Origin of the sequence: Anaerovibrio lipolyticus DSM 3074 (genome assembly GCF_900141865.1) — a bacterium.
GTDB classification, from domain to species: domain Bacteria; phylum Bacillota; class Negativicutes; order Selenomonadales; family Selenomonadaceae; genus Anaerovibrio; species Anaerovibrio lipolyticus.
In genome coordinates this window covers 127,912-140,371 of the sequence record NZ_FQYW01000004.1, presented here as the reverse complement: position 1 = coordinate 140,371, position 12,460 = coordinate 127,912, and the positions used below count along the sequence as shown (strand labels likewise).

11 protein-coding genes are annotated in these 12,460 nt (G+C 43.2%); 9 read left to right on the top strand and 2 right to left on the bottom strand.

The features are described 5' to 3' along the window. Window positions 1-38 precede the first annotated feature (38 nt). A complete protein-coding gene (gene rpoE / locus B6K08_RS01805) occupies window positions 39-416 on the top strand; it encodes a DNA-directed RNA polymerase subunit delta (RefSeq protein ID WP_039206266.1) in 378 nt (125 codons plus the stop codon). 27 nt (window positions 417-443) lie between these two features. After that, a complete protein-coding gene (locus B6K08_RS01800) occupies window positions 444-2,051 on the top strand; it encodes a CTP synthase (protein WP_039206264.1) in 1,608 nt (535 codons plus the stop codon). A gap of 66 nt (window positions 2,052-2,117) precedes the next feature. Here B6K08_RS01800 and B6K08_RS01795 read toward each other — a convergent pair whose 3' ends face one another. Next, window positions 2,118-2,771 carry a hypothetical protein gene (locus tag B6K08_RS01795; RefSeq protein ID WP_052211839.1) on the bottom strand — a complete coding sequence of 218 codons (654 nt, stop codon included), beginning with the start codon at window positions 2,769-2,771 and terminating at the stop codon, window positions 2,118-2,120. A gap of 206 nt (window positions 2,772-2,977) precedes the next feature. Between B6K08_RS01795 and B6K08_RS01790 the strand changes: the two genes are divergently transcribed. Beyond that, window positions 2,978-3,640, top strand: coding sequence for a hypothetical protein (locus B6K08_RS01790; RefSeq protein ID WP_039206263.1), 663 nt, complete (start codon window positions 2,978-2,980; stop codon window positions 3,638-3,640). An 82-nt stretch (window positions 3,641-3,722) separates the two neighbouring features. Here the strand turns inward: B6K08_RS01790 and B6K08_RS14030 are convergent, their stop codons facing one another. Next, window positions 3,723-3,851, bottom strand: coding sequence for a DUF6290 family protein (locus B6K08_RS14030; RefSeq protein ID WP_039206275.1), 129 nt, complete (start codon window positions 3,849-3,851; stop codon window positions 3,723-3,725). A gap of 647 nt (window positions 3,852-4,498) precedes the next feature. On the opposite strand from B6K08_RS14030, the gene B6K08_RS01785 reads away from it, so the two are divergent. The 6 genes from B6K08_RS01785 (at window position 4,499) to B6K08_RS01760 (ending at window position 12,436) form a co-directional block, all read left to right on the top strand. After that, window positions 4,499-4,921, top strand: coding sequence for a YbjN domain-containing protein (locus B6K08_RS01785; protein WP_039206261.1), 423 nt, complete (start codon window positions 4,499-4,501; stop codon window positions 4,919-4,921). Between the two features lie 127 nt (window positions 4,922-5,048). Further along, window positions 5,049-5,321 (top strand): hypothetical protein, encoded by a 273-nt coding sequence (locus B6K08_RS01780; RefSeq protein WP_039206259.1) that lies wholly within the window; start codon window positions 5,049-5,051, stop codon window positions 5,319-5,321. A 473-nt stretch (window positions 5,322-5,794) separates the two neighbouring features. Then, complete coding sequence (locus B6K08_RS01775; protein WP_039206257.1) at window positions 5,795-7,048, top strand: ATP-binding protein; 1,254 nt, start codon at window positions 5,795-5,797, stop codon at window positions 7,046-7,048. Window positions 7,049-7,173: 125 nt separating this feature from the next. Next, the gene (gene mfd / locus B6K08_RS01770) at window positions 7,174-10,476 is read left to right on the top strand and encodes a transcription-repair coupling factor (RefSeq protein WP_080325220.1); all 3,303 of its coding nucleotides are present in this window, start codon (window positions 7,174-7,176) and stop codon (window positions 10,474-10,476) included. A 47-nt stretch (window positions 10,477-10,523) separates the two neighbouring features. Continuing rightward, on the top strand, window positions 10,524-11,960 hold the full coding sequence (gene yabN / locus B6K08_RS01765) for a bifunctional methyltransferase/pyrophosphohydrolase YabN (RefSeq protein WP_039208460.1): 1,437 nt from the start codon (window positions 10,524-10,526) through the stop codon (window positions 11,958-11,960). Window positions 11,961-12,103: 143 nt separating this feature from the next. After that, the gene (locus B6K08_RS01760) at window positions 12,104-12,436 is read left to right on the top strand and encodes an HU family DNA-binding protein (RefSeq protein WP_052212153.1); all 333 of its coding nucleotides are present in this window, start codon (window positions 12,104-12,106) and stop codon (window positions 12,434-12,436) included. The last annotated feature ends 24 nt before the right edge of the window (window positions 12,437-12,460 follow it).

The following is a 12,460-nucleotide window of genomic DNA, read 5'->3' as shown; positions in this document are numbered from 1 at the left end:
ATTTTTTATACTATAATATTAATTAAGGAGACTTTAGCGTGGATTATTTAAAGAGTACTGATGTAGAAGTTGCCGCTTATATTCTTGCAGAGCACAATGCTGATCTTGGCAATGTGGTGGATTCCTCCGCTTATGAGCCAATGTATTTCAAGGATCTGATTCTTGAGGTTATCAAGAGAAAGAAGAAGCCTGTTCAGTCCTTGCCAGAGGCTATTTCTGAGATTTACACCCAGATTAACATGGACAGCCGCTTCACCTATAGAAATGATGGTATGTGGGGCCTTACTGAGTGGTACCCTGTAGAGAAGAAAAAGACTTCTCGCAGCGTTCGTACCGTATCCAAGGAAGCTGCTGCTTCTGAAAAGAAAAAGGCCAACGATACCCATAAGTTCGAGAGCATTCAGGAAAATATGTAATTATTTAGTGTATAGGAGGATTAAGACATGGCAAAGTACATTTTTGTCACCGGCGGCGTTGTTTCTTCCCTTGGTAAAGGTATCACTGCAGCTTCACTGGGCCGTCTGTTGAAGAACCGCGGTTATAACATTACCATTCAGAAGTTTGACCCATATATTAATATTGACCCTGGTACCATGAGCCCTTATCAGCATGGTGAGGTATTCGTAACTGACGATGGTGCTGAGACTGACCTGGATCTTGGTCATTATGAGCGTTTTATTGATATTAATCTGACCAAGGGCTCTAACATTACCGCTGGTAAGGTTTATTGGAACGTTCTTAACAAGGAGCGTCGTGGTGATTACCTTGGCAAGACCGTTCAGGTTATTCCTCATATCACTAACGAAATTAAGCAGCGCGTATATGATGTGGCTGCTGAAAGCAATGCTGACGTTGTTATCACTGAAATCGGCGGTACTGTGGGCGATATCGAGTCCCTTCCATTTATGGAGGCCATCCGCCAGGTGAAGAAGGAAGTGGGCAAGAACGATGTGCTTTACATCCACGTAACCCTGGTTCCTTATATCTCCGCAGCCGGCGAGCTTAAGACCAAGCCTACCCAGCACAGTGTTAAGGAGCTCCGCAGCATTGGTATCCAGCCAGATATTCTGGTATGCCGCACTGAGAAGCCTCTCACTGATGATATGAAGGCAAAGCTGGCTATGTTCTGCGACGTGGACAAGGAAGCTGTTATTGAAAACAGAACTGCATCCACCATTTATGAAGTGCCTCTTATGATGAAGTCTGAGGGTCTTGACCGCATTGCCATGGAAAAGCTGAACATGGATTATGTTCCTGTAAACATGGAAAGCTGGGAGCAGATGGTTCATAGAATCAACAACCCTAAGAAGCGTGTTAAGATTGCCGTTGTTGGTAAGTATGTTGAGCTTCCTGATGCATATATTTCCGTTACTGAGGCTCTCCACCATGCAGGCATCTACAATGAGGCCGATGTCAAGATTAATTGGGTAAATGCTGAGACTCTGGAGAACACCAAGAACCCGGACCTTGATGAGGTATTTGCTGGCTGCAAGGGCATTCTCGTACCAGGCGGCTTCGGTGATCGTGGCGTAGAAGGCAAGATTATGGCCATTCAGTATGCCCGTGAGAAGAAGCTGCCATTCCTTGGCCTGTGCCTTGGTATGCAGTGTGCAGTTATTGAGTTTGCCCGTCACGTTTGCGGCATGAGCGATGCTCATAGCTCCGAGTTCTGTCAGGAAACCACCCATCCTGTAATCGACCTTATGGAATCCCAGGTTGATGTGGAGGATAAGGGAGGCACTATGCGTCTTGGTGCATATCCTTGCAAGGTTCAGCCTGGTACCAGGACTGAGGCTGCTTATGGCACTCTGGAAATCAGCGAGCGTCATCGTCATCGTTATGAGTTCAACAACAAATATCGTCAGGAGCTTCAGGATGCTGGCCTTGTAATTGCCGGTACTCTCCCTGATGACAGCCTTGTTGAAATTGTTGAAGTTAAGGATCACCCTTGGTTCGTAGCTTCTCAGTTCCACCCAGAGCTTAAGTCCAGACCAAACAACCCACATCCATTGTTCCGCGATTTCGTAACCGCAGCTTTGGAAGTAAAATAATTATTTATTTTAAGCAAAAAAATTGGATGCAGCCAATATGACTGCATCCTTTTTTGATTAGTTGTGTTACTCCTCTGTATCGGCAGGCTGTTGTACATTGATGCCCAATTTCTCAAAGAGCTCGTTAAAGCGCTTTGTGATTTCATCATGGGTATCATGGGTAATCTGTGGCATTTCATCCTGTCCGATGGCTTCCTTCCAGGTGATTCCAGCCTGGCGGAATCCTTCTTCCACAGCTTCCTGCATCATCTTTAATTTTTCCGGGTCATTGCCTGCGATGGAGGTTGCCATATCCATGATACGTGTTGCCACCGCATCAACGGAATACTCGCCACCCTCGCCTACAGCCTTGGCTGCTTCCTCAGGGGTGGTTGCCACTTCCGGTAGCACAAATTTGTCAAGACCGATTTCTACGCCGTCAAAGTCAAATTTGAAAAGACCCTGGTCAAGGTAGCCCTGCAAAGTGGCGTTTTGCTCAGTCAGGGTCTTAATCATTAACATATAGCTTCTGTCAATACCCTCCTGTAAGGCGTCAACCTGTTCAGGTGTGAGCTTACCAAGTGCAGTGGAGGCTTTTTTTACTTCCGTGGAAATATCCAGGGAAAAAGCCTCAGTGGTGGTGGTTTCATTTGTCGCTTCATTGGTGGTGGTAGTTTTTGTCATACTGGCCTTCACCGTTGCTGTTTGTTGCGACAAAGAAGAAATCATATTAACATCCATGTTCATCTTCCTCCTTCATCCTTAAAAGAAAAATTAAATACAAAGACAGAACACCTAATCCTATCTAACCATATATCGTAAAATCCGGTATGCCAGATTAAATAAAATAAAATGTATACAATATATTTTAATAGTACAAAAGTTGCATGCCAGCCTGGTAGGTGCTACACTAATCTATGTGCTGAATATTACAAGGAGTGGAAATAATGCAGGATCATGGAAAGAAAATATTTCTGATTTCAATAGGGGTGGTTGTAGCTGTGATAGTGGCCTTTTTCGGCTATCAGGGTTACAAGGCTAAAATGGAAGAAAAGCGTCATGCTGAGATTCATCAATCCGGGCATAGTAGTGCTGTGGAGTATCTTAAGGCAGGAAAATGGGGAAATGCCATGGACACCTTAAATGGGTTGGGTGATGATCGTTGTGATGACTGTGAGACATTGTTGACTTATTCTTATGCAATGATGAAATACAAAGATGGTAAAGCAAGTGACGGCGGTATTACTACTGCCCATAACAGCTTTGAAGAGATTGGTGAAGATTATTGTGGGGATTTGGCGGATAATGTCCGTCGTGACCGTGAACGGGTCAATGCTGATTATGAAAAAGTGAAGGCCCGCCAGGCTGAGGCAAAACGTCAGGAGGAGGCTGCCAAGGCTGCCAAAAAAGCGGCAGAGGAAGCAGAACGGGCCAATAATGTATATATAGGCGACTCTGAGGAAAAGGTACGGAGACTTTTCGGTACCCCTGACCATGTAGGCCGCGCCGTGGTGGGAGACACTGAAACAAAGCAGTTTGTATACTACGCCCCAGGCCATGATATCATCATTTACCTGCAAAACGGCAAAGTGGCAGGATTTATGGACTAAATGGTGAATGTTTATAGTTGAATAAAAAAGGAAACCGTGGATTTTTTACTGCAAGAAGGTTGCAATAAAGTCCACGGTTTTTTTATTCGTCTTCAATTCGTTCAATCATGGTTCGGCGTATGATTTCAGATAAGTTGCTGTTATTGGCTCTAGCGAAGTCTTTAATAATATTTAATTCATAATCTGGTATATGTATTTTGATGGTTGCCATATACACTTCCTTTGAATTGTATGTGTATGACCCCAAAACTTATGGTGGCTTATTCTTTGCAATCTGTGATGATGTACATGATATGGAAATGTCAGATGACATCGGTCACTTATGAACCTTTTCATGAAAACCATCAATGGCTATGGAACTTAGAATACGGAAAACATTAAAAGCAAAGTAAAAAAATGGATTGCCAGCCAGAGTAGGTCTACCAGGTATTATTTCAGTATTTATGCAGGTAAAGTTGAGTGTTTTACAAAGATACTCACTTTTAACATTATTATTCACCTACATGTAGAAAATAAAAGTTGTTTAATGAAATAATGCACACTTGTCTTTACGGGGGGGACAAATGTGCTATACTTGACCACGGAAAATGATAACAAGTTAGGTGATGAATGTGAGAAGAAAATTTATTATTAGTTGCCCGAGATGTGGTGACAATAATGCGTACCTTTTATTTTCTGCTAAAGAAGATACAGCTGCAGTAAAGTGTAGTAATTGTAGTGTATTTCCTATGCCAATAAACTTGAATCAAGTGGAAGATGTGTTCCCACAAGCCAAAGAGATTGCGAAGTAGACTAAGGTATTAATATTTAGCTATTACCAAAATAAGAGTATGTTGTAAATTGTAAAGGAGAATTAAAATGGGATTGTTTGAAAATTTTAAGGAATTTCTAGATAATAATAACTATAACTATGAAGTGGGTCCAAGCGATGAAGATTATAACCGTATCATTCTGACTGATGAAATTCGTAATGTAGGTAGGATAGCTATATATTGTCGTTTGGATGTAGAGGAAAAATATATTCTAGTAGATATATATAATATTGCTAAAATAACAAGTCCCTTGAAAAGAGATGAATTATTAAGATTGATAAATACACTTAATGGAAGCACTATATTTGGAAAATATATTGTAACTGAAGATGGTGACGTCATATTGCGATATAGCATGATTGATCCCGATAGATTGAATTATGATCATTTTATGGCACTTTTGGGAGCTTTACTAACAGGTTTAAAAGAGGATCATATAAGTAAATTTATGAAACTTCAATGGGCTTGACCAAATGTGTAAGAGGTTCTTGCATAATTTTTCCCGCTACAAACAGCAATTGTAGGTAAGAAACCAAAATGATAAAATCAAACTAACTAAGAGAAGGAAACAATGTATTTGTAGTTTGGGGGATGCCATGATTTACCCATTTATGACTTTAGAAGATGATACTGTGATTACCCACACTGAAATGCGGGATGATGGTACTGTGAAAGTTTATATCGAAACTCCTGATGAGCAGGATTGTTTTCATAGTATGGAGTGCTTTTTGCCATCATATAAGGTTGAAAATATAAAAGGATACACCAAGGAAGAAGTAGACTACTATTTAGCATTTATTAAAGAGGCGGCAAATCTGATTATTGAATTCTCACAGGAAGGTGGCTTTGATCATGCCGCAGCTATTTAAAATTGGTAGTTATTGGTTGTTCTTCTGGTCAGATGAAGGGTTGCCTACAGAACCAGTCCATGTTCAATTTGTGAATTCTAACTGGTAAATACAATATTTTTTATGGCAAAAAATATATACATGAGTTATAATGGACACAAGAAAAGGGTGCCGTCTAGCGGTCGCCCTCAGATTGTTATAAGTTTTACTTTATAAACCGCCTAAGTTTGAACGGCTAGGGCGGTTTATTTCTTTGTTTCCACGATTATTAGCAATATTAGCAGTAAAACTACTATAATACTATCGCTCATGGGCATCACCCCTTGTGAGGGCAAATATTCCGCCAAACAACACCCATTGATATTATATAATACATAGAGTCGATAATCAATTTTGAGTATTATTTTGGTACAAAAATGCAACGATAATATTTTCGTTGCTTTTTTGTTTTGCTTATTATATGATTATTGCAACATAAACGAGGGGGGAGAAAGATGAAAGAAGGACGGAACCTGGAATTTAAGCAGGAAGTGACTAATACTTTTCTAAAGACGGTAAGTGCCTTTGCCAATTTTGGAATGGGGAAAATATTATTTGGTGTGGATGATAACGGAAATAGTGTTGGTATTGACGATGTGGACAATGCTTGTTTGGTGATAGAGAACAAAATTAATGATAGTATTAGGCCTAAGCCAGAATATTCTATTTCAATAAATAATAAAACAAAAATTATTACTCTTGATGTTTTTGAAGGTAAAGATAAGCCTTATTTCTACAAGGGGAAGGCATATCGTCGTAGTGATACAGCTACTATTGAAACAGACCACGTTGAACTAAAGCGTTTGGTTTTGGAAGGTTCAAATTTGCATTTTGAAGAACTGGCTTGTGGAAGCAATCAGCTCACCTTTGATTATTTGGAGAAAAAGCTGAAGGAAATATTGGGAGTATCAAAGCTCACGGATGATATTTTACGGACCTTTGGCTTTTACAATGGGGAAAAACAATATAATATTGCAGCGGCATTATTTGCAGACGAAAATAAAAATAGTGGTATTGATATGGCCAGATTCGGCAATAGTATCAGTGAAATAATGGACAGAGAAACCTATTCGGGGATATCTGTGCTAAAACAATACGATATGGCTGTGGCCATGTATGAGCGTTATTATCAATACGATAAAATTGATGGGATAGAGCGAAGAAAGGTTGACATTATTCCTGAGAAGGCATTTAGGGAGGCTGTGGCCAATGCTTTGGTTCATCGAACTTGGGATAATAACCCTTATATCAGAATATCCATGTTTCCTGACAGAATAGAAATCGCTTCTCCAGGGGGATTGCCAAAGGGACTTACCAAGGAAGAATATATCAATGGTTTTATTTCCGACCTGAGAAATCCAATAGTTGCCAATGTCTTTTTTAGATTGCATCTTATTGAAATGTTTGGAACAGGCATTAAGCGGATAAAAGAGGCTTATAATGGTGCAACCAGACAGCCATCCTTTGAAGTGACTGACAATGCAGTATTTGTGGTGTTGCCGGCTTTCACCACTACCTACGAGATAACCACGGACAATAAAAAGGTAATGGAGGTGTTGGAAGATGGCATGAGGCTTTCCAGCAGTGAAATCGCCGATAAACTGGATTGGAGTAAGTCAAAAACCATTCGGGCTCTGAATACCCTCCATACTAGCGGGTACATTAAACGAAAAGGAAATGGTCGGGGAACAACATATTCTATAAACTGAAAGTATAGATTGTTGGTGACATGGTATATATTCAGTACCCTAACCAACTGTTTTGTGATATGATATATGCGGTGTTTTACAATAGTTGAATTTTATATACAAATAGAAAAGTGTAAGGTGAAGTAATGCAGAATTTGTTATCTGTCATGTTAAAGGACAGTTCAATAGAGCAAATGAGCACCTGCTATAACAGAGGAAAGGGGCAGGCCTTTGTGTACGGTTTATCCGGTACCCAAAAGCATGCCTCCTTTTGTGCTTGTTATGCGGAAAATCCAAGAACCAGTATAATCATCACCTATGATCAGGACGAGCTGGGGGCATGGAAGGAAAATCTCACGTCGTTGCTGCCTGATACTGAGGTGGTGGAGCTGCCTGTTCTTGATATGGTGGATTTTAATGCGGCGGCCAAGGGTATTGCCAGAAATTCCCGCCGTATGGAAATATTGGGAAGCCTCCTTAAGGGGGATACCAGAATTATATTGGCCACTGCCCAGGCAGCAGCCCAGAAGGGTATATCACCAAAACAGTTTAAGGCCCTGAGTCTGAAGCTGAGTGTGGGCACTGTCATCGAGCGTGATGATTTGCTGGATCAGCTGGTAAAGATGGGCTATGAACGGGTGGACCAGGTGGATATGCAGGGGGAATTCTGTGTCCGTGGTGGTATTGTGGACGTATTCCCCGTAAATAGTCATGCTCCATATCGTATGGAATTCTTTGATGATGAGGTGGATTCCATACGCTTTTTTGATGTGGAAAACCAGACCTCCATATCCAAGGTTGACAAGGCAGAAATCCTGCCCTTCGATGTATTTGATGACAAGCATCGCAAGGCCATGTTTACGGAATTTATTACCAATGAGGCGGCAGTAATTGTTGATGATCCACTGAAAGTTCGTGAAGAAATCATAAAGCTGGCCAAGGAAAATCCGGATATCAAGGGCCGTCTTTTTTCCTGGGAGGATTTTCTGGGGAAAATTAATTCCTATAATGTAATTTACATGGCCATGATGCTTCATAGCCTTCACAGTATAAATCTCGACCACCTTATCGGTGTATCCGTACAGGGGGTGGCTTCCTACCAGCGCCAGTTTGATATGTTTACCAACGATATGGAAAGCTGGCTGGGAGATAAAAATCAGGTTATTGTTACTCTGGGGGATATGGCCAAGGTGTCCTCTGTGCGGGAGATATTGGGCCGTAACCGTCTGGCCTCCGTTGAAGGGGATGTGGATACTGCCCTCAGACCGGGTGTGGCAACGGTAGTTAAGGGAAGTCTTTTAAATGGCTTTGAGCTGCCGGGGGCCAAGCTGGTTGTAATTACGGAAAAGGATATTTTTGGACGTCAGAAAAAGCGGCTTTCCCGCATTAGCAAGGAAGACCGCATACATCATTTCCGTGAAATCAACGTGGGGGATTATGTGGTTCATTCCCAGTATGGTATTGGTAAATACTGTGGGGTAAAAACCGAGGAAATCGACGGAATAAAAAGGGATTATCTCTATATACAATATGGCGGTGAGGACCGTCTTTTCGTGCCTACTGATCAGGTAAGCATGCTGCAAAAATACATCGGCAAGGAAGGTGAGGTGCCACGACTCCATAAGATTGGCAGCTCCAGCTGGACCAAGACAAAGAATAAGGTTCGTTCCTCTGTTAAGGATATTGCCAAGGAGCTCATCAACCTTTATGCCAAGAGAAAGCGGGATGAGGGATATGCCTTTTCTCCGGATACTGTATGGCAGCGTGAATTTGAGGATGCTTTCCCTTATGAGGAAACCCATGACCAGTTGACGGCCATAGCTGAGATAAAGGCGGACATGGAGCGTCAGCAGCCTATGGATCGCCTCCTTTGCGGTGATGTGGGCTTTGGCAAAACCGAGGTGGCCATACGTGCTGCCTTCAAGGCAGTTATGGATGGCAAGCAGGTGGCGGTGCTGGTGCCTACCACTGTTTTGGCCCAGCAGCATTACCAGACCTTTGCGGAAAGATTTCACAATTTCGGTCCCACTGTGGAGGTTATTAACCGCTTCAGAAGTCAAAAGGAGCAAAAGGCAGTGGTGGCCAAGGTGGAGGCCGGTCAGGTGGACATTCTCATTGGGACCCATGCTATTTTAAATGCCAAGAAGGTCAAATTCAAGGATTTGGGACTTCTCATAGTGGATGAGGAGCAGCGCTTTGGCGTTTCCCAAAAGGAAAAGATAAAGCAGATGGCCATAGGCATTGATGTGCTTACCCTAAGTGCCACCCCTATTCCAAGAACTCTCCACATGTCATTGGCAGGAGCTAGGGATATGAGCGTTATTGAAACGCCGCCTCAGGAGAGGTTCCCGGTTCAGACCTATGTGGTGGAGGAAAACGATAATATTATCCGTAACGCTATTAATAGGGAGCTGAAGCGTGGGGGACAGATTTATTTCGTTTATAATCGGGTGGATAGTATCTACTCAATGCTGGCCCGATTGGAAAAGCTGGTGCCTGATGCCAATATCCGGGTGGGCCATGGTCAGATGCCGGAGGCCCAGCTGGAGCGGGTTATGGTGGAATTTTACGAGGGACAGTTTGATATACTCCTTTCCACCACCATTATTGAAAGTGGGCTGGATGTGTCCAATGCCAATACAATTATTGTGTATGACGCGGATAAATTTGGTCTGGCCCAGCTCTATCAGATGCGGGGCAGAGTAGGTCGTTCACGGAATATTGCTTACGCCTATCTTCTGTACAAGCAGGATAAGGTGCTGTCGGAAGTGGCAGAAAAGCGACTTCAGGCCATTAAGGAATTTGCAGAATTAGGCGCCGGCTTTAAGATTGCCATGCGTGATTTGGAAATCCGCGGGGCGGGAAATCTTCTTGGCTCCCAGCAGCATGGTCATATTGCCAGTGTGGGTTTTGAAATGTATTGCCGCATGCTGGATGATGCGGTGCAGGAGCTTAAAACAGGCAAGCCAGTGGAGCGTCAGACAGACCCATTGGTAGAGATAAAGGTTCAGGCCTATATCGACAATGAATATGTGGGGGATGCCATGCACAAGATTGAGATTTATCAGCGGCTGGCAGCCCTTAGAAATAATGAGACCCTTGATAAACTCATGGATGAGCTGGTGGACCGTTTTGGTGACCCACCACAGTCCGTGATGAACCTCTTTACAGTGGCCCGTATCAGAAATGAGGCTCGGCTGGCAGGGGTTCAGCGTATCACAGAGGGAAGCCAGTATCTGGAAATCTATTTTGTCGGGGAGCCCAAATGTCCTGTGGAGAATCTTCTGGAGGTTTCCGGGATGTACGGCAACCATGTGAAATTTGACAATCAGGCCAAGGCTATGCTCATTGATTTAAGTATTGTGCCAAGGGCGACTATTCACGACTTTGTGCTGGCAATTATGGAAATATTAAACGGCAAGGCTGTGGCCGGTGCCGCTTCAAAATAATTTGTTGGCAACGGATAAATGAAATATATGTAGGAGGATTTGTATAAATGGGCAGTATTACTGTTATTGGCCTTGGTCCCGGGGATTTCGGCCTTATAACCATAGATAGCTGGGAGCGTATGAAAAATGCCCAGCACTTGTATTTCCGCACAGAAAAGCACCCGACGGTACCAATGATAAAGGAAAGGGGTATTGGCTTTACTTCCTATGACAGCTTCTATGAGGGGGCGGAGAGCTTTGAGGCCCTTTATGAGGCCATTGCCAAAGATCTGGTGAAAAAGGCTGCAACAGAGGATTTGGTATATGCAGTGCCGGGGAGCCCTATGGTGGCTGAAAAAACCGTGGTCCTTTTGCGTGAATACTGTCAGCAGGAAAATATTAAGCTGGATATCCAGCCGGGGATGAGCTTTGTGGAGGTGCTGTACAGCAAGCTGGGCATTGACCCTATTGATGGCATGACCATAATTGATGCAGAGGATTTTGATCAGCTGCCGGTGGATATGCCGACAGGACTGGTTATTACCCAGGTTTACAGCCCTCAGATTGCATCGGATACCAAATTGAGTCTTATGGAGGTATTCCCCGATGAATATCCTATTACATACATTCATAAGCTGGGAATGCCAGATGAAAGCATCCGCACAATAGAGCTTTTTGAGCTGGACCGTCAACCGGATATTGATTATCTCACCAGCTTATATGTGCCTCCATTTAAGAATAAGGAAGAATTCGATATTACTCCGTTAAAGGATATTGTGCATACTCTCCGTTCCCCTGGGGGATGCCCTTGGGATATTGCCCAGACTCACGAAAGCATTCGCACCAATCTTATAGAGGAGACCTATGAAGTGCTTGAGGCCATTGAACTTCAGGACCCTCATCTGCTGTGTGAGGAATTGGGGGACTTGCTTTTGCAGGTCGTATTCCATGCCCGCATGGCAGAGGAAACAGGGGCCTTTTCTATGCAGGAGGTCATTGATGAAGCCACGGAGAAGCTGGTTCGTCGTCATCCACATATTTTCGGTGATGTGCAGGCTTCAGATGCCGGGGCGGCAGTAATGGCATGGGAGTCCATTAAGAAAAAGGAAAAGAAGGACAGGGAGTCTGTATTGGATGGGGTACCAATGGGACTGCCAGCGCTGATGAGCGCCCAAAAGCTCCAGCACAAGGCCGCAAAGGTGGGCTTTGATTGGGATGAAATTGCACCGGTTTGGGACAAGATAAAGGAAGAAGTGGAGGAGCTGAAGGAGGCCCAGGCAGAAGGGGATCCAAAGCATATTGAGGAGGAGCTGGGAGATGTACTCTTTACAGTGGTAAATCTTGCCCGCTTCTTAAAGGTAGATTCCGAGCTGGCCCTTATGAACACAAACAGAAAATTTACCAAACGCTTCCATTATGTGGAGGAAAAGGTAAAAGAATCCGGCAAAAAGTGGTCAGATTTCACCTTAAATGAGTTGGATGAGCTGTGGAATGCGGCAAAATAGTGCTAAAATTCAAAAAAATTCAATAATTTTTTATACTTTTCTTGCAGAAACCCAGTGTTTATGGTATATTGATGACAATGAAGGGGTGAAAACCTAGTAATTATGCGGGTTTTCAGTTATACCTAAATAAGAGGAGGATGTATATGAATAAGTCTCAGTTGGTTGCAAAGGTTGCAGAAAAGGCTGGCCTTACCAAGAAGGATGCTGAAAAGGCAGTAAATGGCCTGTTTGCAAGCGTACAGGAAGCTCTGGTAGCTGGCGACAAGGTTCAGATGATTGGTTTTGGTACTTTCGAGGTTAAAGCTCGTGCCGCTCGTACCGGCCGTAACCCTCAGACTGGTGAGGAAATCAAGATTGCAGCTTCTAAGAACCCTGCATTCAAAGCTGGTAAGGCTTTGAAGGATGCTGTAAACCCTAAGAAGGGCGCAGCTCCAGCTAAAAAGGACAAGAAGGCTAAGAAGGGCAAGAAAAGATAATAAATCTTTTTAAAGTAATACAAT